Here is a 23,864-nt window from a genome sequence, read left to right as displayed (position 1 = left end):
CTACTTGCATACTGCTTTTTGCCCTTCGCTCTTATCGTTCGAGACCTGTAGCCTCGCACAGGTTTTAGCACCTATTCACCTGTATTTACCACTACAAGTGAGGTTGCTGGGCTTCATCGGGCCTGTCCCTCCGCCAGCTCGGGATAAGAGAGTATCCGTCCCAACCTATACTAAAGAAATGATATTCATTTGTCAATTAATATTCACATTTTCCTGAAAGTTTTTCTCAATACGCCTGAAATGAAATATTAATAGTGAAATAATGCATTCACACAAACAAAAAGAAATAAATAGTATACATTATTTATATAATTGTGTTATACTCTTGTTGGGGATTACGAGAAATATTTCATTAAATGAAAAGGATGGTATATAAATATGAGTACTGTGAATGTCCAAATTGGTTTACACGAATTATTGAACGGAAGCAATGCACAGATTCAACTAAGTGTTCCGCAATTAGTGGAAAAAGTATTAATGCGAAATGAAGGGAAATTAACTTCTACTGGTGCCGTTTCTGCTTCAACAGGAAAATATACAGGACGTTCTCCTAAAGATAAATTTATTGTGAAAGAAGCATCGGTTGCTGACAAAATTGCTTGGGGAGCTGTAAACCAACCGATTTCTGAAGAACATTTTAATAAATTATATACTAAAGTTTTAGAATACTTAAAAGAAAAAGAAGAGTTATTCGTCTTCAAAGGATTTGCAGGCGCTGACCGCAATTACCGCCTACCAATTCAAGTTATTAATGAATATGCATGGCACAATTTATTTGTACATCAATTATTCATTCGTCCAACTGAAGAAGAATTAACAACTCATGAGTCAGGGTTCACAATTGTTTCTGCACCGAACTTCAAAGCTGATCCAGCTGTTGACGGTACAAACTCTGAAGCATTCATTATGGTTTCATTCGAAAAACGTATTGTACTAATTGGTGGTACAGAATACGCTGGAGAAATGAAAAAATCAATCTTCTCTATTATGAACTTCTTACTACCTGAACAAGATATTCTTTCTATGCATTGCTCTGCAAACGTAGGTGAAGAAGGCGACGTAGCACTATTCTTCGGTTTATCTGGAACAGGTAAAACAACATTATCTGCTGATCCAAACCGTAAATTAATCGGTGATGATGAGCACGGTTGGTCTGATAACGGTGTATTCAATATTGAAGGCGGTTGCTACGCGAAATGTGTAAACCTTTCACACGAGAAAGAACCACAAATTTTCGATGCAATCACATTTGGATCTGTTTTAGAAAACGTTATCATTAATGACCAAACACGTATCGCCGACTACAACGATACTACTTTAACAGAAAATACTCGTGCTGCATACCCTATGCATGCGATCGACAATATCGTACTGCCAAGTGTTGCTGGACACCCAAATACAATTATTTTCTTAACTGCTGATGCATCTGGCGTATTGCCTCCAATCAGTAAGTTATCAAAAGAGCAAGCTATGTATCATTTCTTAAGTGGTTACACTAGTAAACTAGCAGGAACAGAGCGCGGCGTTACTTCTCCGCAAGCTACATTCTCAACTTGCTTCGGTTCACCATTCTTACCACTTGATGCATCTCGCTACGCTGAAATGCTTGGTGAAAAAATCGAGAAACACGATGCGAAAGTATTCTTAGTAAACACTGGCTGGACTGGTGGCGAATACGGCGTTGGTAAACGTATGAACTTAGGTTACACTCGTGCAATGATTCAAGCTGCATTAAACGGTGAACTTGCAAAAACTGAAACAGCTAAACATGATATCTTCGGTCTTGAAGTTCCACTTCACGTACCAGGTGTACCTGACGAAGTGTTAATGCCTGAACAAACTTGGGCTGATAAAGCTGCTTACAAAGCAAAAGCAATCGAACTTGCAAATGAATTCAAAGCTAACTTCAAAAAGTTCGACAGCGTATCTGAAGACATTATTAACTTAGGCGGTCCAATCGCTTAAATTAAAACTTTCTGTTGGAATAACCCTTTACTCATATGAATAAGTGTCGTGTAACCGTAAAGTTTCGCGTACTCACCGACAAAACCCAATGCGGCTTAACGGTTACACACACTTACATAAAAAAGAAGCTTACGTGAAAACGTAAGCTTCTTTCTATATCTTATATAAAGTGAAACGCTAATCTCTTCATCTGTAACTTAGTTTATTAATTTGCAGAAATTTCACTTTATATTTATTTGTTTTTAGTTTTTTATGATATAATTTACATATATAGGAAGGAGTGAGACCTATGAAAAATTTTTCTCGTACAGGAAAAATTTTATTCAGTTATGGAGCGATTCAAATGCTTTGGGGACTTGTAATGCTTAACGTTAATTTATTTGGGCATACAAGTGAAACAATAAAATATATTATTCTAATTACCGGAATAGTTTTTTGTATTATATCCAACTTTTTTAAAGAACCTAAAAGTCATACTAATACGTAATTTCATGTTAACTTATTGGAAGCAAAAACCTGTATTTTATGCAACGTTTCGCTTCCTGTTGTACTATTCATCGCTGGATCCCTTATTCTAGGGTAAATTCATTTTTACACATACAACTTACGGATTCGAACATATAAATTACATCCCTCTAGTTTCACAACGTATGGAGCTAAAAAAGGATTTAAACGCTTCTATCCCTCGCTAGATCCTCTATTCCATCTAAAAAGAGGCTTTTTATCTTTTTGTTAGTTCCTTTTCATCTTTCATACTATAATAACCTAAATTCACAACGATTAAAAAATAACCGCCCATAATCCCTACTGCAAATGCCCACATCACCATATGGTGCTCAATTTCGTACATAATAATAGCGCCCAAAATAGCAGCCGCAAAACGATTAAACATACCAAGCGTCGGTGCTTTCGTTTTCTTTACGATACTATCTCCAAGCTTCTCAATTCTTCTCCCTAAAAGCCAAACGCAATACATACTTACAATAAGCCCAATTCCAGCGCCTAAAAAGTGTGCTGAAAACGGTGTTAACATCCAACCTAGTAACAAAATACCTAGTATATAATACGATTGGATTTTAAATGATCTTAGTGACATACTAATCATGCTGTACCTCTCTTCATTCGTTCTTATCTATCCAACAAAAAATTTCTTTCAAATTCATATTCCTTACATTCATTTCATTCAAATTAAAAACAACATAAACAGTATGTTTATGTTGTTTAAATGTTTTTAGAAAATAATATTATACAAGATTTCAAACATCATATTCTCATATTTTGTGACGGTTTTTCAAACTTTTTTCGTCCATTTATGAAAAAAATGATATCAATCTATGAACATACGGATATGATGTAATAAGCACACAAATAAAGGGGGCGTCTAATGATTTATTTTTTAATGGCTCTCATTCACCTCATTATCCCTGCACTTATTGGACTTTCATTGTATTGGTACACGAAAAATCATAGCATTTTTTACGCTGTCCTCGGTGTTCTTCTTCCAGGTATTATTCTTATTACACTCTTCCGTATTCCATTTTTAAACTTAATTCCACTTATTACTGCTATCTTGTTTCTCATCTTCTTACCAAAAATAAAAAAATAGGAAAGCAGATCATAGGTGATCTGTTTTCCTATTTTGATATAGGTTCCTCTGCAATAGAATGAACTTTTACTTTCTCCGATTTCACAAACCATAGACCGACAAAAATGATAATTCCACCGATGATTTGTTGAAACGATACATATTCATTTGCCCAGACAGCTGCAAATAGAACCGCTACAAGCGGCGTTATATACATATATACCATCGTATGTGACGCCCCAATTTTTTGAACACCAACATACCACATTACTAGACCAAATACTGTTACAAAGAAAATAGAATATAGTAAAGCAAATAGTGTCATTCCGTGAGTAATGTGAAATGGCATGACAAATACATGCGGACCACTTAACAATAATAGCGGAATCGCACCCACTAATGCAGACCATGCAGTAACACGTAATGCTGAATATTTTTTAATTAATGGTCCTGCTAAAACAGGATAAAGCCCCCAGCATATTGATGTAATAAGTCCAATTCCATTGCCATAAAAAGAACTAGTAAGTGAATGTCCTGCTACTAAAACTAAGGCTGCACCAACAAAGGCAGTCATAGAACCGATTAACTTTCGAGAAGAAAACTTTTCTTGTTTCAAGAAAATCGCAAATGCAGTTGTAAAAATAGGTGAAATAGAAATGAGTAAAGAGGCATTTGTAGCGGATGTATATTTGACAGTTTCCATAAATAAGGTTTGATACAGTACAATACCTACAACGCTAACGATAATTAATCTAGGTATATCCGTTCGCTCCATATAAACCGACTTTTCAATACAAAAGGTAAGGAGTAACAGAAGCGGTGCCGCCGCCATCATACGAAGTGCAGTAAACTCAATTGCTGTAAATTCTAAAAGTCCATACTTCGCAATTGTATAGTTAATCCCCCAAATAATAACAACACTTAAAATTAATAACTCAATTCCCCATCTTCTCATGCGTATCCCCTCCGCAAAGAAGATTATACAGAAAATTCAATCACATGTACATTTCATTATGTGAAAAAATCTTTTTATTATATGAAACGTTTTGGTAAATGAAATTATATCGGCGCAACTCCATTTATATCAGCGATTTTTTCAATATATCGACTTATCGACAATAATAGCGACTTATAAAATAAAAAAAGTGAGTCCAAAATACATTTTGGACTCACCTTTACTATACTCGAACGTGTAATTTCATATTTGGATTATAAAACTGGCTTGGGCTCTTCAACTGAAAAGTTCCTCCACCTTCATGCCAATCAACCGTTAACTTATCGTCCATAAATACAAGCTTTGTACGATCAGCGATAAAATTCATTGTGCTTGATTCAATATCCACATCGCGCTCATCTTTCTCTGCTACAGCTACTAAATCGATGATTCCGCTCATAACACAACCGCAACCTTCATTATCATAAAATAACTTTATATATTTCGCTTCACTTGGAATCGTATCCATAATCTTTTTATATGCTGCTTCTGTTACAGTAACGTACATATGTTAATCTTCATCCTCTCTTCTCTTATCATTCATATATTGTATCACCATTTTTCTTAAAAGTTATATACAGAAAATTAAGACTAATATACAATGTATGTGATAAAGTTTCAGCAATCGAGCTTTTATGAGTAGTTCATGCAGGAGAAAGGATGTTTACTATCTGTGTTCAAACTACAACGCTATCCCATGTTATTAGGTGTATTTAGTAGTTTCTTCATTTCTAGCGGAATGCTATTACAGCATGTACTTCCCTATTCTCCTTTTATTAGCTGGATTCTAGGTTTTATTTGTTTCCTATCCGCTTCTTATTTTGCTACGAAGAATACAAACAACTCATAAAGCAAGAATCATCTTAAGGAGGATTATCAAACATGCCAGCCTTAAAAAAAATAGAGCAATCACTCGATCACTTATTCCAAATTGAAAAATACGGAAAAGATAGTGCCTTTAGTCGATTTATCCCAGCCGTATATGATCCTATCAAATTTCCTTGGCAACAATTTTTCGAAGCAAATTTTGTAGATTTATTTAACGGCCTTATGATGCACGGATCTGAAAATGTAAACAAAGTATTTTTAGCTGTATTCCCTACAGATGACGTTCTTGAAACATTCATTTCACAATCCACACCCGGTGATTTACTCTTTATGCATCATCCCCTTGTAATGGAGTGCGGTGATCCGCTTGGAAGATCAGGCCGCGGTTTCTTACCAATTCCTGAAAAATATTTGCAAGGAATAAAAGAAAAACAACTTTCTATATATACATGTCACGTACCAATGGATTTTCATAAAACACATGGAACGAGTATTTCAATTGCAAAAGCATTAAACGCTACTGTAGTGGACGACTTTGCATATGGAGGTCCAGAACAAGAACCAGTTGGCCTTATTTGTGAAATAGATGAAACATCAACAGAAGCACTCCAAAAACATCTAAAACAACTCTTCCAGATTCCTTACACAGACTTCGAAGGTAAACGACATGATTCCATCAAAAAAATCGCAATTATCGCTGGATGTGGCGATGTCGTATCTTTAATGAAGGAAGCAGAAGAAAAAGGTGCTGACGCATATATTACAGGAGAAATCCATTGCCATATCGATAATGATTACGGCAGACATAAATACTCGCTCATTATGGATTATGTAAAAGAAACGAATATGTCTCTAATTGGTGTGTCACACTCTGCCTCTGAATATTTAGTGAAAGAGACATTGATGTATGATTGGTTTAAAGAGAATTTTGATGTGGATGTTATTTTGCTTCCGCAGGAGAAATGGTGGCTCTAACGCTATCATTTTTTAAATTTATATACACAATACAATCGACCACAGAAAAATAGAGAAATGTGAAAGCACCACCTGTACCAACGTAAATGCTTTCGTTGTGCCGGAAAACGAACCTACTGGTAGCACCGAGTTTACTGGTGCTACCAGTATTACAGCATGAATATATATTCTATTTTTCTAATCACTGACATATAGCAATTCATTTCATAAAAAAAAAGACCCGAGATTCGGGTCAACAAATAGAAATATAAATGAACTACAACAAATAACAGACAAAGCCATTATATATTTTTCATAGTAAAACATCCATTATTTTCTTTTTACACTATCAATATATTATTTTTCGTTATCGTCCTCTTTTTTAGAACGTCTACCTAAGAAGAACACAAAAACATCACTTCCAAATAAGTGATGTTTTTTGTAGTTAATGCAGTGGTAACATAACTTCAACCGTCGTTCCAACCCCAACTTCACTTTCAAAACTCATTTTACCGTTGTGGTCTTTAATAATTTTTTCTGTAACTACTAAACCTAGACCAGTTCCTGTTTCTTTCGTTGTATAAAAGGCTTCATTTAACTTTGGAATTTTATCTTTCGGAATGCCGCATCCCTCATCTTTCACTTGAACGATGATTCCATCTTTTACAGTAACTTTAATCGTAATTGTTCCGCCAACTGACATTGCTTCAATTGCATTTTTGATTAAATTAAAAAAGACCTGTTTTAATCGTTTTTCATCACATGTAATTGATGGTAAGTCTTTACTGTAAATACCTTGTATGTGGACTCCTTGTTTTAAAGCAGGCTTTTCCATAACTCGAATAACATAAGAGATAATTTCTTTTATGTTATGAGTTTCTGATTCTAGTGATTTAGATTTCTCAAATCCACTAAGTTCTGTAGCAATTATATAAATCCGATCTACTTCTTGTTTCATAATATCACTATAAATTTTATCCTCTGGATGCTTGTCTGCTTGTTTATTCACAAGTTTTTTTAAGTTTGCTAAAGGTCTTCTAATCTTATAACCAATAACCGTTGCCATCTTTCCAACAGCTGCTAGTTTTTCTGTCTGTTTTATTTCTTTGTCCATCATCTCAAGCGTACGAACGTAAGACTGAACCCTTAAAAATATAATCCAACATATGATAGTAAATACGCTATATAATGCCATTGGGATTAAAACGAGAGAAGATTGAATAATGATTCCTGTAAGAGCATACTTTCCGATAAGTATCGCTGGAACTAACCAGAAATATCTTTTATTCACAAAGATTGGTGCAAACAAAATAAAAAATCCTTCTACTATATTTCCACCGTCAAATTCTGCATCGCTACCATAATAAATCATAATGTTATGGATACAATCTAATACATTATAGCCAATTAGAATAATATACTTTACCGCAAAAGCATTCTTCCATTTCATAAAGTATATTCCAATGCAAAACAATACCACCATCAAAAAGTAAAGCCATAAACCTAAACCATCTTCAAACTCTCCTACACCTTCTTGCTCTCCACCGATTAACGGTACAATAAATTCATAGGCAAGATCATATACGAAAAATATAATAAAAAATAAACTTAAAAATGCTTTTAGCGCCTTTATTTCTTCATTTTTAAATATATAGCCTTTATTCATATGGTAACTCCTAGCTTTTCTTCCACTTGGATTTCAGTATTTCCACACTTCCTTGGGAGAATGATGTCTATTCTCGTTCCAGTATCTTTTTCACTTGAAATATGCAACTCACCAAGGTGCTCGGCGACAATTCGATTCGCTACCGTCAGTCCCAGACCAATTTTATCTTGTTTCGTTGTATAAAAGGCCTCTGTAACACGGGATAAGTTTTCTTGCTTAATACCATGACCATTATCGATCACACTGATCATTACATATTCTTTCCCTTTATTTTCTAATTGTAAATGTAATATGCCACCTTGTCCCATTGCCTCTAAAGCATTTTTTATCGTATATAAAAAGACTCCTCTTATTTTTCGTTCATCACATTCAATTTCTATTGTTTTTTCTTCCACATTAGAAATAAACTGCACGTTTAATTCATTCACTTTTTCGCGAAGACTTGTTATTACTTGTAATACAATTTTTCCTACATCATGTTTCTTATAAATAGAAGGTTTGCATGTAGCAACTTCCATTAACTCACTTATCATATTATTCATATTTTCTATTTCAAAAATCATACGTTTATAAATAGGATCCTCTTCATGCTTCTCTCGTTGTAATTGCGTAAATCCTTTTAATGAAGCGAGTGGATTTTTAATTTCATGTCCAACCGTCGCTGCCATTTTTCCGATTACTGCTAATTTCTGTGATTCACTAGCAATCGCAATACTTTCCTTTACAGCTGAAAGATATTGTAAAAATCGGTTTAAAATGATATATACAGCTATTAACATAAGTGTATACATAATAAGGAACATAAATGCTTTTACTTCCTCTAATACAAATAAATAAATTAAATATTTTCCTACAATAGAGGAAAGTAAAAACACATAGAATTTTTTATTTAAAAATATAGGTACAAAGAAAATGAGAATAATTTCTATTATATTTGTCGCATCAAACGCCGCCTTATTATAAAAAACATACGAAAATATATTAGCGAGTTCTATCCCTATGTATGCAAATATCCATGCATATTTAACAAGGTTTGCCTTCTCTTTTTTCATTAAATATATATTCACGCACAGTATTGCTACTCCGCAAATAACTTGCCATATTATATTGTATCCCTTATCCATTATTGATTTATCTTCTAATACGATTGCATAGAAAATTTGATATACAATAACAATGACATATAACACCCATAAAAGGATTTTTGCATTTCTTTCTTCTTCTTTATATGATAGAAAACTTTCTTTCACTTCAACACCCCTTCAAAATAATATCTCGAAGAATACCATTTATTATAATAAATGATTTTCATAGACAAACAAAGATAAATCGAACATTTGAGGAAAATCATGCCAACTATGCAATATCTTCATGCTATATACAAGCATAAAAAACATAAACAATAATACGTATATTATGGGAGGTGTTTTTTATGGATGGCAAAAAAAATAAAAAGACCGAACAACTCCAATCTTTCATGCGTGAAAATGAAGGAAAGGAGATGACAACAAATACAGGTATTAAAATTTCAAACGATGAAAACTCTTGAACTGCCAGTGATCGTTTCAGAACGATTAGGTAGTGCAGGGAACGCCAAATGGACAGTGGGAAGTAAATGATACTTTCTTAACAGGCTCACCACTCCTTTATGATGGATTACTTCTTATCGGCGGAGAGATGGATGATCATTTTCTTAACAAAGCAAGTTCATTTGTCGTAGAATCATATAATCACTTTAAGCCGATTGGCTCCTTCCAAAACGGCTCTTCTATTATTCAATCTTTAAATATCGAAGGAAAGCCTGGTGTTCTAATAGAACAAGACCCTACGAGGCTAGCAAATGAATTTATTAAAGCTATGACAAAACAACGCTTTTGGGATAGAGCATATTCATAAAACAGGGGGAAATTTATGTTTGTTACTGTCGAGAAAGATGTGCATATTTTTGTGCAAGACGTTAATCCTGGTCCAGGTAGTAAGACTGTTTTCTTCGTTCACGGATGGCCTTTAAATCATCAAATGTACCAATATCAACTCAATGTTTTACCTGAGCATGGCTTTCGCTGTATCGCCATGGATATACGAGGGAATGGACAATCTGATAAGCCATGGACTGGTTACACGTATGATCGATTAGCCGATGATATCGCAATTGTTCTGGAAGCACTTCAAGTAGAGAACGCTACATTAGTCGGTTTCTCAGTTGGTGGTGCTCTTTCTATTCGCTATATGTCTCGCTATAATGGGCGCCGCATTTCTAAGCTCGCATTAATTGACGCTGTCTCCCCCTCTTTCGTTAAAAATCAAGAGTCCCCTTACGGTGTACCGAAAGAACAAGCAGATGCTCTCATTAATCAAATGTATGCTAATTTACCAAAATTTTTAAATGATGTATCTTTATCCTTTTTTAATAGAAACTTAGGGGCTGCAACCCTTGAATGGTTTTCTTATCTCGGTATGCAGTCCGCTTCTTATGCCCTTATAAAAATTTTACAAGCAGCTGCAAATGAAGATGTAACGAAAGATTTAAATAAAATTAACGTCCCAACAAAAATCTTCCACGGCGTTCACGACCAACTAATTCCTTACAAAAGTGCTGAGCTTACGCAACAACGAATTAAAAATTCTCAGTTACATGCTCTTACAAATAGTGGTCATGGTTCACCAATCGATCAAGCGGATGAATTAAATAAAGAACTGATAAAATTTTTACATGTATAACAACTGCAATACAAGAACGAAAGTTAATATAATCGATTTTTCACAAAACATAAAATTCACATATTTCTCACAAATACACAAATAAAACGATTACATTTTCATATATACTAAATGTACAGGTAATACTCCCTAAACCCAGCTTGTCTGGTTACCCCGTTAAATACTATGAAAAAAGAACTTGTATCGTTATACAAGTTCTTTTTGTTTCTTTTATTTAAAGAGGATATCTTTACTATATTGATTTCCAACGAGTAAATCATATTGGAGCATTTTATATTGCTCTAACATTTCTTTTTGTTTCTTTGTTAAATCATTGATTACTTCTCCATTTTTATCAACTTTTAATTCATCTCTAAGCACTGGTATTTCCTTGTAAAATTCCGATAAAAATTGATAAAATAAGGATTTATTTAATCCTGCATAATCAAAAATAAGATTAGAAAAATGAATTGGGCTTACTAAACCTAAATTATCATTTGGCATATCAAAGTTTGCATACATTAATAGCGGTGTTTGCGCCATGGCTAAACGTTCATTCGGTGTTTTTTCATTCGTTATATACCCATTTTCTTTATAAAAAGATTTATTTGTTCCTAATGATGGAAGATGATCTCCAAAGAATACTAATAATGTAGGTCTATCAAAATTATCTAGTTGCTCTATTAAATATTGAAGAGCCTCATCTGAACGTCTTAATCCTTCTGTATACGTCTCTAATTCTCCCTTTGAGTCTTCATTTTCTAGACCGCTAATTTCGATTAGGTTTTCACCAAATCGGCCCTCTGTAAATGGAAAATGATTTTGCATCGTAACTGCATGAATAAATGTAGGTTGTTTTTGTTTCTCTAACTCAGCAATTATCTCTTTACTCATCGCTAAATCACTAATATAATCTCCATCAATATCCACATTTTCCATCGTGTCCTCTGCATTAAACTTATCAAACCCTAACACCTTATATACATCATCACGTTTAAAGAATGTGCGACCAAATGAATGAATTGCACTTGTATAATAACCTTCTTTTTTCAACGCCGTAGGGATTGATGGAATTTCTTTCTTATTTGTAATAACCTGCTGATATGGTATAGAACCTGGCTTTAACAAACTCATTGAATAACTTGTTAATGCCTCAAATTCAACGTTCGCCGTATTTCCCCCAAATGTAGGAGAAATAGTTTGTCCACCAGGAAAGTTTTCTATATAATGATGTAAATTTGGTACAGGATCTTCACTAAAAGAAAGGTTAGTTACTTTCGTCGGATCCCAAAACGATTCACTCATTACAAAAATAATATTCGGTTTCTCTTTTTTCTTTTGGCTCCCTATATTTCCACTATATTGTTTTTTTATATCGTTTGCTATTTGAAGCATATTTTCTTTAGAATAATTTTTTGGTTTTTCCATAACTGTTGTATCTAAATTGCTAATAAACCCAAGTACAAAACCATTTGAAGCATAGTTCTCATTTTGATTCCACAAAACAAAATCTACACCTGATTTTTGAAATACTTTATTCATAAATGTATTCGCAAAATTACCGTACGCATATAGAACAAAAATAGATCCTACTACTAATAAGGCTCTTATTCCTAGATGAATCTTTACATTTTGAATATACCTTCTCATATATATCCCTGCTACAATACAAGCTACGATACTTAAGATAATGACAAAAATATAACTCCAACTAAAATAGTCCATCACCATCGGTATAACAGATTGCATATGCGTAATTTGTGTAAAATCAGAAGGATATAACGGATCACCTCTGAAAATAAGCTTCAAATAATTCACAATACATAAAATGACTAACGTACAGCTCGTTAAAACCATACTTAGAAAAACCTTACCTATTAAATTATATACAAGAATATATATTGCATAAATTACTACAAAACTTAATATAAACTGCATATTATAAAAGTAAATCCAATTCATTGCCTCTATGAAACTCATATTAACTTGCATGACAATATAAAATAACGCTACTGTATGAGCTAGCAAAAATAATATAAAATGCACTCGTAGGGATGCTCTAAGTATAGACATCTCTTTTTTATTGAAATGCGTAATATAAAACGTTATGCCCCATACGAAAATCATCATAACACTTAAAACAAGCTTTTGATTTAAATGATCTTTCATCATGTCTAAATTGAAAACCTTTAAAATCATAAACAGCATAGTTATTACTAATAAAGTCACCATACTACTTATAATGCTAGAAATTAATATATTTCTTTTTGGAAGATGAAAAAGTGTAGAACCATACTTCAATTCATTCCCTCGTTTCTATGTCTTAATTTCCCCCGCATCGAAAGAACTATTTCTATTAAAATAACATATATTACATATTTCGTCTGCATACTTGTTTCTATCATAAATGTATTGTCTTAATATTCCCTTAATCAACAGTTAAATTGTGGCATACAAATTACTCATTCTTGAAAAACTTAATTTCAGCATTCCACTTTATGATATAATAACTATGTTTTGGAAATCCTTAATACTATTAAAGATTTCACATAAAAATACGAAAGAATTAATAAAAAAGGAGTTGCTCATTTTTGCTTACTAAGTTTAAGAGTTTGCCTAAAGCGGTATATGTAATTTTGGCGCTTTCTTTCCTGTTTCACGTTTTTTGTTTAGTAAAACAGCCGGGATTAGATGGAGAGTTAGTCAAAGTAACATATGGTGCAAATGATGCCTTTAACTATTCGTTAACAGCTGAACAACTATTAAAACATGGTGTATTTGGTTATGTGTATTTAGAACCTAGTGAAGTTCCAGGAAAAAATGCATATATTACACCAGGTCAGCCATTACTATTAGCTGGCGCTATGATTATTTCTGATATTACATCAATTCCTTACTATTACGTAGCAACTGTTATTAACATGATCATGAACCTTTGCACAGTACTATTAGTATTCTTAATAGGAAAAGAATTGTTCGAAAAAAACATTTATGGAATTGTTGCAAGTATTTTATATGCTATTTATCCAAGTAACTATACATACTTCCGTACATTGCTAACAGAAGTTCCATCCATATTCTTATTGGCGTTATGTGTATATGTATTTGTTCTCGCATGGAAATACAATAAAGTGAAATTCCATATATGGTTTGGAATTGTCGTTTCAATTTTACTTATGTTCCGTCCAAATCCAGCTCCAATGATGCTCATTCCTGTTCTTGTTGTGTTATTTACATATGGATTTAAAGACTCCATTCGAATCGGATTGTTATGGTTTATCGGACCTTTCTTTATTATTGGCGCATGGGTTGTTCGTAACTACTTAGCACTCAACCAATTTATTTTATTCTCAACCCAAGGTGCAGATCCACTAATTGCCGGTGCAGATCCATTTAATAAAATTGGATATGAAAATATAGTAAATGAAATGAGAGCTAAAGGCTTAGATGACAAAGGTGCATACGCAAAAGAATTAATCAAGAACGGATTTAAGACGGACTTCACTTATTGGTTCTCTTGGTTCACTGTCGGTAAAACAATTGAATTATTCAAAACAGCTCCTGCTGTAGACCAATACCGTATTCACAACTTTATGCAACTATGTCATAGAGTGTTTATCATCGGTACATTCTTGAGCAGCTTCTGCTTCATGCTAAATTCATTTAAACATAAACGCGTTATGATGCTAGTAGCAAGTTCTATTATTTACATTATCTTCTCAAACTTATTCTTAGCAATTAATCGCTATGGATTTTTCATTAATCCTCTTATGTGCTTAATTCTTGCATACGGATTAATTCACATTGTGCAGAAACTTCCATTCTTCCGCACTAACCAAGCATAATAAGAAAGAGGTCGTCCACCGTTGGACGACCTCTTTCTTATTCCCCACACTTTACACACGGCCAATTTGTCCATTCTGTAATTACACTTTAATTCCGTATGTATGTGTTTCTGTATTTGTCAAAATATCTTTCACAACACCACTCACTGTTTTATGTATAAATGCAAGTTTTTTACAACTATTACTATAACGAAAAGAACCCGCCACAAGACAGGTTCTTTTCGTTATTTTATGATAAAAGAGAAGATGATTAGCATGTGTATTATATAAAAGGAAGCAGCCATATTTTCCATACAATACATACGAGTACTGTAACTACAAAATCAAAAAAATCTAATCTCGGGCATTTTTTCATATTCATATGTAGCCACATATGAAACCATTTTATTTTTGTATATTTATGGATGTTTTTCTTTGCAAATTGGTAAATAAGCATTTGCATAATAAAAAATCCGGCCACAAAAATAAATAATAAGATGAGAAATCCAATCACAAAATTCCTCCTATTTTTGTAGCGTTTTTTCTACTATCCGATTTTTCAAAACCCACTCTTCAAACTGGGCACTTCCAAATTCCCAGCTAAGATCGCGAGCATGTACAGAAAAAACGTAATGACCAGCATATTCGTCCATAAATCTCCCTAACTCTACATCGTCTTTCTGAATACCGTATACTCCAAAATTAAAATACACATCCCATACGTCTTCATTCTTTCTCTTATAAGCAATCGATTCCATATCACATTCTGTCCCGAAATAATCAAGATGTAAATGTACGCTATCATCGTATTCGTACTCCATTTTATCACCCCTTATATTTGTACTTCTTTACCTCCAAAAAAATTCCTGCTATCTACACTCACATATGGGCGATTACCTACATATCATGCTTGTAGAGTGACTTCTAGGAGGTGTTATATAGTGAAAAAATTAATCGCGATTTTTTGCATCATGTTACTAGCTGTTTTTACTTTTGCTGCTTGTAGTAGTAAAAAAGAAAGTACGAAAGAACAAACTCAAAACATTCGCGTCGGCGAAGTTACCCATTCTCTCTTCTATGCCCCATTATATGTTGGGATTGAAAAAGGATTTTTTAAAGATGAAGGACTAAATATTGACCTACAAACAACAGCTGGTGGCGATAAAACGATGACCGCCCTATTATCTGGCGGAATTGATATTGCTCTCGTCGGTTCTGAAACGTCTATTTACGTTCATCAACAAGGAGCGAAAGACCCTGTCATTAACTTTGCACAGCTTACACAAACAGATGGGACATTTTTAGTTTCACGTAAAAAACTAGACTCTTTTAATTGGAATGACGTAAAAGGTGTTACATTTTTAGGACAGCGTAAAGGCGGCATGCCGCAAATGGTTGGGGAATACGTTTTAAAGAAAAATGGCATTGATCCTCGTAAAGATACGAACTTAATTCAAAATATCGAATTTGCTAATATTGCAAATGCCTTCGCATCTGGTACTGGAGAGTTTGTCCAGCTCTTTGAACCGACTGCAAGCATATTCGAAAAAGAAGGTAAAGGTTATATCGTCGCTTCATTCGGAAATGAATCTGGTACTGTTCCTTATACAACATTCATGGCAAAAGAAAGTTTCTTAAAGAAAGATAAAGCTGCTGCTGAAAAGTTCACACGTGCGCTCTATAAAGCACAGCAATGGGTTGATACACATAGTCCAGAAGAGATTGCTGATGCTGTTTCCCCGCTATTTAAAGACACTTCAAAAGACATTACATTAAAAGTAATTGAACGGTATAAAAAGCAACATTCTTATGCGACAAATCCACTACTAGATGCGGAAGAATGGAAACAGCTCCAAACGATTATGAAAGACGCTGGTGAATTACAAAAAGAAGTCCCACATGAAGCGCTCGTCAATACAAAAATTGCCGAAAGCGTTATTAAGAAATAGAGGCGAAGTGTATGAGTTTTTTACAAATACGTAACGTTTCTCACTGCTTTTTTGCAAAAGAGAATGCCAAACTTATTCTTGAAGATATGAGCTTACAAGTGGAAGAAGGCGAATTTATTTCTATACTCGGCCCAAGTGGTTGCGGTAAAACAACGCTCCTCTCAATCATTGCTGGATTACTTGATCCAATTGATGGTATTGTCTTTTTAGATGGTGAACCAATTACAACGAAAACATCATCTATGGGATATATGTTGCAGCAAGATTACTTATTCCCGTGGAAAACGATTGAAGAAAATATTATGCTTGGACTTCATATTCGAAGGATTTATGATGAACAAATGAAAGAACATACTTTAAACCTTTTAAAGCAAGTCGGTCTACATGGGGTAGAAGGACAATATCCTCGTGAACTATCCGGCGGTATGCGTCAACGTGCTGCTCTCGTTCGAACGTTAGCAACTGATCCGAAAATTTTATTACTAGATGAACCATTCTCCGCACTCGATTATCAAACGAAATTAAAACTAGAAGAACTCGTTTTCAACTTACTAAATAAATATAAGAAAACATCACTACTTGTTACTCACGATATTGAAGAGGCGATTGCGATGAGTGATCGTATTTATTTACTGCAAGCAAATCCTGGAAAAATCGCAAAAACCTTTATCGTCCCGGAAAGTATCCGTTCTTTATCACCGTTAGAAGCACGCCATCACTACGATTTCCCAGCCCTCTTTCAAGATATATGGAAGGAGCTGGAACGACTTGGATAATATAAAACAACTACATGAACAATTTCGAAAGAAAGAACGCAGGCGTGCTTGGATTGCTCGCTCACTACAGCTTTTACTACTTATTCTTTTCTTTGCACTATGGGAAATAGCTAGCAAAAAAGAATGGATCGATCCTTTACTCTTTAGTTCTCCTTCGAGTATTTGGGATCTCTTCTTAACGAAATGGATCGACGGTTCACTTTGGGTCCACATATGGACGACATTGCTGGAAACCGGAGTAGGCTTCATTCTCGGAACGGTACTCGGTGCTATTATTGCCACGTTTCTTTGGTGGATGCCACTTCTAGCCCGCGTACTTGATCCTTACCTCGTCGTCCTAAATGCAATGCCAAAAGTTGCACTCGGTCCAATCATCATCGTTATTTTCGGTCCAAACATTTCATCTTCTATCGCAATGGGAGTAATCATTTCCATCATCATTACCATTCTCGTTATTTACAGTGCATTTCAAGAAGTCGATTCTAACTATATAAAAGTGATGGATACATTTGGCGCAAATAAATGGCAATGTTATAAGCAAGTCGTTCTCCCTGCATCCTTTCCAGCAATTATCTCAACGTTAAAAGTAAATGTTGGTTTATCCTGGGTTGGTGTTATTTTCGGAGAACTTCTCGTTTCCAAACAAGGACTTGGCTACTTAATTAGCTACGGATTCCAAGTCTTTAACTTCACACTCGTCTTACTTAGCGTACTACTCACATGTGTTCTTGCAACTCTTATGTATGTATTTGTTGAGGCATTTGAAAAAATTCTAATTGGAAAAAGAAAAAGAAGCTGACTCAAAACAGTGCGCTATAGTCAGCTTCTTTCTTTTACCTTTTATCACACATTTTCGTTTCATTTGTAATGTTTCCATCCGCAACCGTAACTGTATGGAAACAGTCTTTCACACGTACTGTAACGACATTATCTTTTCGATCTATCACATGATAATCATTAAACTTTTCATTCAAAGCACTACGAATTTGCTCCCCTTCAAAAATCGGAAAACCGTGAGACATTACCCAAATGAGACCAGCAACAGCAAGAATCGTTTTCATACGTTTCATTACCTCCTCGAGAGTAAACTTATAGTCCCTACAACACGCGCATTATAATTGTGTCTAAATTGTGACATTTTTATACTAATTCTCTTTTGTGCCTCCAGTTCCTTCTTCTTTTTGATAAAAATACATAATTTTCAATTTTATCAACATAAGAAAAAACGCAAAGAATTAAAAATTCTTCACGCTTTTCTTTAACGAAACTATATCGAAAGCATAACTCACATTAGTCTCCACTTTGTTGTTCTATCGTTTTCGAAACATCATATAATCCTGACAGCACTTCCGCTCTCATTTTTACAAGCTCAGGGAACTGATAGAAGAAAGCAATTTTCTTATATTTTAACTCTGTTCCTTCTTTCACTTTTTTTGAATCTTGTAAAATGAACGCTGTAAATGTATCTGCGATATCTTCCGTTACATTTGTTGTTCCATATAGCGATACAAAATCATCATGCTTTTCTTTATAAAATTCAATTTGTGCCTCTTCACTTTCTTCTACTTTCTTTTCTGTCCACTCTTGCTCAATTGGTTTCCAAAATTCATTATAAAATTGGTTAATATACGAACTTTTTCTTACACATCCATTTTTCACGAACACCGTTTTACATTTATTTCGATATGATGAAATGTCTTTCTCTTCATCAAACGCCTCTAAATATTTCCTATCCACTGGTACTTGTTTATGTCCAATCGTTAATACGTGAGCCGTTTCATGAATTAATGTTTTCATCACTTCATCTATATTCACCCCAGAATCAAGCACGTCTAAACTAAGCACCCAATCTCTCGGGTCATCTATACTTGGCATGACATGGGCAACAACGCCATCATAACCATCCGTTATTAGACCAAATCCTGTTATATTCTCACGATATTTCACTGGGACGAGAGTGCGATACATGTCCCATAAGGTTTCATGATACTCTCTATCTTGTCGCTGACTTAACAAATCATCTTTTGCTACTTCGTCATCTGCAAAAACTTTATTCAATCTCTTACGATCCAATTTCTCAAAATAAGGATCTACAATTTCATCACCATCGATATAATAAGAAGCTAAAAAGAAATAATTGTCATCCTCTTCTTTTTTCTGTTCCGCCTCTTTCATATTCACACTTTCATACTCTTCTATGTCATAATCTTCTACTTTTTCAAGTTCTGAAAGTCCCTCTATCTTTTTATATACTTTTTGTAATGTTTTATCTCCTATTTGCGTACACTCTTCTTCTGTTTTACAAATTTCTTTTTCTTTCGTAACCTCGATAGCACTATCGCATCCTGCAACTAAACCGCTTGCTATAATACAACACACTAACTTGCCATACAGTTTCTTCATACAATCCCCCATTATTCCATTCTACAAAATATCATAATCATTTTTTTGCGAATATGCGATAATTAATTATAAAAACTGCAAGGAGGCTTCTCATGATTCGTGCAATCTTATTCGACTTAGATGGAACACTATTAGATCGACGCCAATCTTTAGAACAATTTATTTGTGAGCAATATAATCGCTTCTCCTCACATTTGATGAGTATAGAGAAATCAGAGTATTGTTCTCGATTTCTTGAACTCGATAATAATGGCTATACGTGGAAGGATAAAGTATATGCTACTCTCCTTTCCGAATACAACATTACTACTTTAACGCAAGAGCAACTACTACACGACTATATTACAAACTTCCAACATCATTGTATTCCTTTCAAAAACACGCATGAACTACTTCAACAGTTAAAACAGCGAAACATTAAAATTGGTATTATCACAAACGGTTTTACTGAATTTCAGATGAGCAACCTTCGAGCACTACATATACATACGTATACAAACACCATTCTCGTTTCAGAAGCTGAAGGAATTAAAAAACCTCATCCTGAAATTTTCGAACGTGCTTTGCAAAGACTAGATGTGAAGGCAGAAGAATGTCTTTATGTTGGAGATCATCCAGAAAACGATGTGCTTGGTTCTGAACAAGTAGGGATTCTTGGTGTTTGGAAAAAAGATTCGTTTTGGGGTGATTTTAAGCATTCACGTATCGTAGATGATTTGTTGGAGGTGCTTTCGTTTTTAGAGGTGGAGATAAAAACACAATAACAGTAATTAAATTATATCAATGATTTTCACAATATATCGATTTACCGACAAAAAGTGATAATAAAGGAAGAGGAGGCAGTTATTCAAAAACGCCTCCTCTTTCTTTATTATTCATATACTGTAAACTGTGGTTTACTCGGATGATCTTTTACTAGCGCATCATCTGGAAACTTTGAAACTTTTTGATATAAGGCAATGTCGCCGATACACCCTGCTGTTAGTAGAATTCCTAAAAATGAGAGTGGCTCCAGATTCATAGCTAATCCCAATACAATTGGCAAAATTCCAGTTGGTAAAAACGGAAGCATTAACACTTTCTTCATTTGCTTTACTGTAACCGCCTGTTTAGAATGAGCATATGCAACACCTAATTTCCAATTAACGCCCCATTTTAGTTCACTCCACGGAACACCTCCGATATAGCGAAAGCCAATTAAATGTATCGCTTCATGAATACAAACGAGAACAATCATTGCGATAATAAAAAGAAACATCGTTAATAATGTAACTTCAACTTGAACCCCACCTGAAAGAAATATATGCAAATAACCAATTCCAAACGACAAAGCAATTATTATAAAAAATAAAGAAAAGTTTAATTTAACCATCGAAACAGTAACAGTCGTTTCTTTTCTTTTATCCATCTTCCCCCTCCTAAAATGTAAATATATCTTTACAAAATTGTATAATATACCCAAAATAATATAAAGATATATTTACATTTATTCTTACATACAAAAAAAGAAACCGGCTACTTTACTTCGTAAAACAGCCGATTTCTTCTATATGTTTCATCGTACGCGCTAATACGTCATCGCGCATTATAAAGCTAAATTTTCTATTCGTTTTAATGTTGTCAGGAATGTCTTTTAATAAAACAGACCCTTTCGTTTCTTCGTAATGCGTATGTTCTTCTACCGCACTAATTGTTGCAAAATAAATGTTTTTAATGATTATTTTGTCTTTTCCAGATACTTTGTATTGTCCTAAGTAAGTTAAATCAGAAACTATGCCGCCGGTTTCTTCATGAACCTCTCGAACTGCCGCTTCTTCCGGTGTTTCCCCTAGTTCTACTTTACCACCTGGAAATTCAAGACCGCGACGTAAATGATGCGTTAATAACCATTGATCCCCGTACCGGCATACAACCCAAACATGCTTTGGCTCAGGAGAAAATGGATAACGTTCAAACGATAATTGTACAGTGTTGTGGTAATAATCTTTAAATTTGTACATGCCATTACTCCCCTATTGATGGTTACAAGTTTTTCCTACCACAAATTGTAGCATATTCTCGCTTTTCTGCATAATATTATCCAATTACAATCCATTGATTATTCCCATTTGTGCGACTAATTCTTTCGTCTCATGATTTCCTAAATCGTAAATCATTTTATATGCTTTTTGTAGTTGTTCATCATATCGGTCATTATTTGAATCGTGATGATACTCAACAAATGGAACGTGGGAGCGTACAAATGACCCTAAATCTTCTACATATGCTTGATCAAAGTGCCCTCTTAATTCTGTAATTTCCTCATCATTTGCGGAAATCTCAAAATTATACGTATCCGCCGTCTTCACTTGTGAAATTTGACCGTTTCCTATTGATATATAATATGTTTTTTTCGTCTCCATGTAACACCCTTCTTTCATCCTTTTATTTTCTATTGTTTTCATCAATTACAAAATTATGTAAAATAAAGAAAAGGAGGGATTTTATGTTCAAAATATTAATTATCGGTATTATCATCGTCCTAATCATCCTCGTACTCTCCGTCATGACAATTAATAAAGGCTATGCTTATAAACATTCCGTCGATAAACTAGAAGACAATCCTTATACAAAAAAGAATAAGGAGAATTCCTAATATGCTTCGTATACTTCGCATCATAGTAGCACTCACTGTGATTGTTATGTCGGCAATTGGATTATATACAGGTCAAAATAATTCTTTACCTCTTTCACAATTTCTATTAGGGGCTTTAATGTTTCTCATCGCATTTGAACAAATAAAGAAAAGGGAATCAGCAACTGGACTTATTTGTATTATTGCCGGTGCTTTCATTTGGATTGTTCTCATTATTACCTACATAAAATAGAGGAGGTCTTTTATGCTAAAATGGGGACGGATTACTTTATCACTTATTGCCTTGTCTATAGCAATCTATGGATTTTTTACTGGTAATAGAGAAATAATCCCTTATATGTACATCTTTTTAGGAGGTATGGCCCTCACCATAAGTTTAGAGGAAATATTAAAACAGCAAACAGGAGGTAGTGTGCTCGCTCTACTAACAGGAGCCGCTGCTTTATTTATTGGTTTCACAGAAATATTCTAGTAAATGGTCTAAAGGGGGCTATACAATGCTAACTCTAACTATATTACGGATTTTTTTAGCATTTCTCATGCTTCTCTTACTCACTCTAAGCACTTATGTCCATTTTACCGATAATTTTTCACTTCTCCCATACGTACAATTTATTCTCAGTTGTTCCTTTATTCTTCTAGGAATTAATGAGTATCCCGTATTTTTTCGTTTCTAGTCTCATATTCTTCTTTTTAATATCAAACTCTTTCGCTACATGTAGAATAAAATTTCGATCAATTTAGCATTTATAATTATTTTCTCTCAGTAACTATTTCTTTCTACTTAAGGGTGATTCCATGTTAAAAAACATTCAAATTATAATCGCCACTATCGCTCTTTCTCTCGCCCTATTTAGCTTCTTTGCAAACTTCACTATTCTTTTACCTTACGTGTTTATCCTTTTAAGTATTATGTTTATCCTTTTTGGAATTGATGAAATGAAGAAACGGGAAAAAGCAAAAGCATTTGTTTATTTTCTCGGTTCTGCCTTTGTTTTATATGTTGGAGTATCTAATATATTTTCATAAAAAAGAAGAGTATGTTCGCTCTTAGTACAATAAAAAAACTGCCCTTTCACAGGCAGTTTTCCTTTTTATCCAAACACTTTCTCAAGTTCATCTTTATCTTGGCTTAACCAGAAGTTCATTAAGCGTTGTGCTCCTTCTAAGTCGTGAAGCTTCGCTTGACCACATTGTGTTTCATTTGCAGCTGGAATTTCTGTAATTTGAACCGCATCTTTTAATGTTAGTTCTAATAAATCAATGATTTCTCGTACTGTCGGTGTTCCGCTTACTACAAGATAATATCCTGTTTGGCAGCCCATCGGTGAAATATCGATAATATCAAAATGCGGATAACGATCAATATATTTACGTAAATTAAATGCTAATAAATGCTCTAACGTATGAATAACATCTGGTTTCATTGCTTGTTTATTCGGTTGGCAGAAACGAATATCAAATTTATTTACAATACCGTCACTACCTACATTGTGAACTCCGCAATGTCTTACATAAGGTGCCTTTACAATCGTATGATCTAATTCAAAGCTTTCTACTGATGGCATACAACATCTCTCCCGCT

At 34.1% G+C, this 23,864-nt stretch carries 29 protein-coding genes, 2 pseudogenes and 1 riboswitch; of the genes and pseudogenes, 16 read left to right on the top strand and 15 right to left on the bottom strand.

The genetic code is table 11. The features are described from left to right. Positions 1 to 28 precede the first annotated feature (28 nt). Positions 29 to 150: riboswitch (SAM riboswitch) on the bottom strand. 228 nt (positions 151 to 378) lie between these two features. Further along, the gene (gene pckA, locus ACTFO4_RS00635; protein WP_000108815.1) at positions 379 to 1,965 is read left to right on the top strand and encodes a phosphoenolpyruvate carboxykinase (ATP); all 1,587 of its coding nucleotides are present in this window, start codon (positions 379 to 381) and stop codon (positions 1,963 to 1,965) included. 289 nt (positions 1,966 to 2,254) lie between these two features. After that, positions 2,255 to 2,452, top strand: a complete 198-nt coding sequence (locus ACTFO4_RS00630; protein WP_440013285.1) for a hypothetical protein — start codon at positions 2,255 to 2,257, stop codon at positions 2,450 to 2,452. A 234-nt stretch (positions 2,453 to 2,686) separates the two neighbouring features. Here ACTFO4_RS00630 and ACTFO4_RS00625 read toward each other — a convergent pair whose 3' ends face one another. After that, a complete protein-coding gene (locus tag ACTFO4_RS00625) occupies positions 2,687 to 3,070 on the bottom strand; it encodes an ATP synthase subunit I (RefSeq protein WP_000624925.1) in 384 nt (127 codons plus the stop codon). Positions 3,071 to 3,349: 279 nt separating this feature from the next. Here ACTFO4_RS00625 and ACTFO4_RS00620 point away from each other — a divergent pair, with 279 nt between their 5' ends. After that, positions 3,350 to 3,571, top strand: a complete 222-nt coding sequence (locus ACTFO4_RS00620; RefSeq protein ID WP_000639042.1) for a hypothetical protein — start codon at positions 3,350 to 3,352, stop codon at positions 3,569 to 3,571. A 28-nt stretch (positions 3,572 to 3,599) separates the two neighbouring features. Here ACTFO4_RS00620 and ACTFO4_RS00615 read toward each other — a convergent pair whose 3' ends face one another. After that, positions 3,600 to 4,505, bottom strand: coding sequence for a DMT family transporter (locus ACTFO4_RS00615; RefSeq protein WP_001255410.1), 906 nt, complete (start codon positions 4,503 to 4,505; stop codon positions 3,600 to 3,602). A gap of 223 nt (positions 4,506 to 4,728) precedes the next feature. Beyond that, entirely contained in the window at positions 4,729 to 5,052 is a 324-nt protein-coding gene (locus tag ACTFO4_RS00610) for an iron-sulfur cluster biosynthesis family protein (protein ID WP_000289570.1), read from the bottom strand. 374 nt (positions 5,053 to 5,426) lie between these two features. Between ACTFO4_RS00610 and ACTFO4_RS00605 the strand changes: the two genes are divergently transcribed. Beyond that, entirely contained in the window at positions 5,427 to 6,347 is a 921-nt protein-coding gene (locus tag ACTFO4_RS00605) for a Nif3-like dinuclear metal center hexameric protein (protein ID WP_061457796.1), read from the top strand. 424 nt (positions 6,348 to 6,771) lie between these two features. Here the strand turns inward: ACTFO4_RS00605 and ACTFO4_RS00600 are convergent, their stop codons facing one another. Together ACTFO4_RS00600 and ACTFO4_RS00595 are read right to left on the bottom strand one after the other, a co-directional pair. Beyond that, on the bottom strand, positions 6,772 to 7,992 hold the full coding sequence (locus ACTFO4_RS00600) for an ATP-binding protein (protein ID WP_061457797.1): 1,221 nt from the start codon (positions 7,990 to 7,992) through the stop codon (positions 6,772 to 6,774). Further along, on the bottom strand, positions 7,989 to 9,242 hold the full coding sequence (locus ACTFO4_RS00595) for an ATP-binding protein (protein ID WP_242259633.1): 1,254 nt from the start codon (positions 9,240 to 9,242) through the stop codon (positions 7,989 to 7,991). The genes ACTFO4_RS00600 and ACTFO4_RS00595 overlap by 4 nt, the downstream gene beginning before the upstream one ends. A 182-nt stretch (positions 9,243 to 9,424) precedes the next feature. Here ACTFO4_RS00595 and ACTFO4_RS00590 point away from each other — a divergent pair, with 182 nt between their 5' ends. From ACTFO4_RS00590 to ACTFO4_RS00580, 3 genes and pseudogenes are all read left to right on the top strand, one after another. After that, the gene (locus ACTFO4_RS00590) at positions 9,425 to 9,541 is read left to right on the top strand and encodes a hypothetical protein (protein ID WP_002182974.1); all 117 of its coding nucleotides are present in this window, start codon (positions 9,425 to 9,427) and stop codon (positions 9,539 to 9,541) included. Positions 9,542 to 9,545: 4 nt separating this feature from the next. Further along, a pseudogene (locus tag ACTFO4_RS00585) lies at positions 9,546 to 9,888 on the top strand (catalase); the annotation flags it as partial. Positions 9,889 to 9,903: 15 nt separating this feature from the next. Further along, the gene (locus ACTFO4_RS00580) at positions 9,904 to 10,713 is read left to right on the top strand and encodes an alpha/beta fold hydrolase (protein ID WP_440013288.1); all 810 of its coding nucleotides are present in this window, start codon (positions 9,904 to 9,906) and stop codon (positions 10,711 to 10,713) included. 210 nt (positions 10,714 to 10,923) lie between these two features. Here ACTFO4_RS00580 and ACTFO4_RS00575 read toward each other — a convergent pair whose 3' ends face one another. Beyond that, positions 10,924 to 12,993: an LTA synthase family protein gene (locus ACTFO4_RS00575; protein ID WP_000873634.1), complete on the bottom strand. Its 2,070-nt coding sequence runs from the start codon at positions 12,991 to 12,993 to the stop codon at positions 10,924 to 10,926. 290 nt (positions 12,994 to 13,283) lie between these two features. On the opposite strand from ACTFO4_RS00575, the gene ACTFO4_RS00570 reads away from it, so the two are divergent. Further along, the gene (locus ACTFO4_RS00570; protein ID WP_017674396.1) at positions 13,284 to 14,537 is read left to right on the top strand and encodes a glycosyltransferase family 39 protein; all 1,254 of its coding nucleotides are present in this window, start codon (positions 13,284 to 13,286) and stop codon (positions 14,535 to 14,537) included. Positions 14,538 to 14,618: 81 nt separating this feature from the next. Here the strand turns inward: ACTFO4_RS00570 and ACTFO4_RS00565 are convergent. From ACTFO4_RS00565 to ACTFO4_RS00555, 3 genes and pseudogenes are all read right to left on the bottom strand, one after another. Then, positions 14,619 to 14,690: pseudogene (locus ACTFO4_RS00565) on the bottom strand (DUF2196 domain-containing protein); the annotation flags it as partial. A gap of 109 nt (positions 14,691 to 14,799) precedes the next feature. After that, positions 14,800 to 15,030, bottom strand: a complete 231-nt coding sequence (locus tag ACTFO4_RS00560) for a hypothetical protein (RefSeq protein WP_242259632.1) — start codon at positions 15,028 to 15,030, stop codon at positions 14,800 to 14,802. A gap of 10 nt (positions 15,031 to 15,040) precedes the next feature. Further along, complete coding sequence (locus ACTFO4_RS00555) at positions 15,041 to 15,337, bottom strand: DUF3986 family protein (protein ID WP_000455579.1); 297 nt, start codon at positions 15,335 to 15,337, stop codon at positions 15,041 to 15,043. A 120-nt stretch (positions 15,338 to 15,457) separates the two neighbouring features. On the opposite strand from ACTFO4_RS00555, the gene ACTFO4_RS00550 reads away from it, so the two are divergent. The 3 genes from ACTFO4_RS00550 to ACTFO4_RS00540 are packed head-to-tail and all read left to right on the top strand — an operon-like array spanning position 15,458 to position 18,040. Then, positions 15,458 to 16,465, top strand: a complete 1,008-nt coding sequence (locus ACTFO4_RS00550; protein ID WP_242259631.1) for an ABC transporter substrate-binding protein — start codon at positions 15,458 to 15,460, stop codon at positions 16,463 to 16,465. Between the two features lie 11 nt (positions 16,466 to 16,476). Next, complete coding sequence (locus ACTFO4_RS00545; RefSeq protein ID WP_000009035.1) at positions 16,477 to 17,241, top strand: ABC transporter ATP-binding protein; 765 nt, start codon at positions 16,477 to 16,479, stop codon at positions 17,239 to 17,241. Continuing rightward, on the top strand, positions 17,234 to 18,040 hold the full coding sequence (locus tag ACTFO4_RS00540) for an ABC transporter permease (RefSeq protein ID WP_000368771.1): 807 nt from the start codon (positions 17,234 to 17,236) through the stop codon (positions 18,038 to 18,040). Before ACTFO4_RS00545 ends, ACTFO4_RS00540 begins: the two co-directional genes overlap by 8 nt. Positions 18,041 to 18,074: 34 nt before the next feature. On the opposite strand, the gene ACTFO4_RS00535 is transcribed toward ACTFO4_RS00540, so the two are convergent. Then, positions 18,075 to 18,302, bottom strand: coding sequence for a hypothetical protein (locus ACTFO4_RS00535; RefSeq protein ID WP_000849112.1), 228 nt, complete (start codon positions 18,300 to 18,302; stop codon positions 18,075 to 18,077). 229 nt (positions 18,303 to 18,531) lie between these two features. Continuing rightward, on the bottom strand, positions 18,532 to 19,644 hold the full coding sequence (locus tag ACTFO4_RS00530; RefSeq protein ID WP_061457802.1) for a hypothetical protein: 1,113 nt from the start codon (positions 19,642 to 19,644) through the stop codon (positions 18,532 to 18,534). A gap of 92 nt (positions 19,645 to 19,736) precedes the next feature. On the opposite strand from ACTFO4_RS00530, the gene ACTFO4_RS00525 reads away from it, so the two are divergent. After that, positions 19,737 to 20,408, top strand: coding sequence for an HAD family hydrolase (locus ACTFO4_RS00525; RefSeq protein ID WP_088024712.1), 672 nt, complete (start codon positions 19,737 to 19,739; stop codon positions 20,406 to 20,408). Positions 20,409 to 20,515: 107 nt separating this feature from the next. On the opposite strand, the gene ACTFO4_RS00520 is transcribed toward ACTFO4_RS00525, so the two are convergent. The 3 genes from ACTFO4_RS00520 to ACTFO4_RS00510 all read right to left on the bottom strand — a co-directional run bounded on the left by ACTFO4_RS00520 (position 20,516) and on the right by ACTFO4_RS00510 (position 22,046). Next, the gene (locus tag ACTFO4_RS00520; RefSeq protein WP_000361287.1) at positions 20,516 to 21,052 is read right to left on the bottom strand and encodes a DUF3267 domain-containing protein; all 537 of its coding nucleotides are present in this window, start codon (positions 21,050 to 21,052) and stop codon (positions 20,516 to 20,518) included. Between the two features lie 112 nt (positions 21,053 to 21,164). Beyond that, the gene (mutTA, locus tag ACTFO4_RS00515; RefSeq protein ID WP_000276385.1) at positions 21,165 to 21,644 is read right to left on the bottom strand and encodes an antimutator 8-oxo-(dGTP/GTP)ase; all 480 of its coding nucleotides are present in this window, start codon (positions 21,642 to 21,644) and stop codon (positions 21,165 to 21,167) included. An 84-nt stretch (positions 21,645 to 21,728) separates the two neighbouring features. After that, positions 21,729 to 22,046, bottom strand: coding sequence for a hydrolase (locus ACTFO4_RS00510; RefSeq protein ID WP_325833070.1), 318 nt, complete (start codon positions 22,044 to 22,046; stop codon positions 21,729 to 21,731). Between the two features lie 83 nt (positions 22,047 to 22,129). On the opposite strand from ACTFO4_RS00510, the gene ytzI reads away from it, so the two are divergent. From ytzI to ACTFO4_RS00490, 4 genes are all read left to right on the top strand, one after another. Further along, entirely contained in the window at positions 22,130 to 22,279 is a 150-nt protein-coding gene (gene ytzI / locus ACTFO4_RS00505; protein ID WP_000472794.1) for a YtzI protein, read from the top strand. Position 22,280: 1 nt separating this feature from the next. Continuing rightward, positions 22,281 to 22,511, top strand: a complete 231-nt coding sequence (locus tag ACTFO4_RS00500; protein WP_000944458.1) for a DUF3953 domain-containing protein — start codon at positions 22,281 to 22,283, stop codon at positions 22,509 to 22,511. A 12-nt stretch (positions 22,512 to 22,523) separates the two neighbouring features. Further along, entirely contained in the window at positions 22,524 to 22,751 is a 228-nt protein-coding gene (locus ACTFO4_RS00495; RefSeq protein WP_440013294.1) for a DUF3953 domain-containing protein, read from the top strand. Positions 22,752 to 23,077: 326 nt separating this feature from the next. Beyond that, a complete protein-coding gene (locus tag ACTFO4_RS00490) occupies positions 23,078 to 23,308 on the top strand; it encodes a YczI family protein (RefSeq protein WP_000916668.1) in 231 nt (76 codons plus the stop codon). Positions 23,309 to 23,373: 65 nt separating this feature from the next. Here ACTFO4_RS00490 and luxS read toward each other — a convergent pair whose 3' ends face one another. Then, the gene (luxS, locus tag ACTFO4_RS00485; RefSeq protein ID WP_001141371.1) at positions 23,374 to 23,847 is read right to left on the bottom strand and encodes an S-ribosylhomocysteine lyase LuxS; all 474 of its coding nucleotides are present in this window, start codon (positions 23,845 to 23,847) and stop codon (positions 23,374 to 23,376) included. Between the last annotated feature and the right edge of the window lie 17 nt (positions 23,848 to 23,864).

This window comes from Bacillus cereus group sp. MYBKT14-1 (assembly GCF_051915185.1).
Taxonomy (GTDB): domain Bacteria; phylum Bacillota; class Bacilli; order Bacillales; family Bacillaceae_G; genus Bacillus_A; species Bacillus_A cereus.
This window is presented reverse-complemented; position numbering and strand designations above follow the sequence as displayed.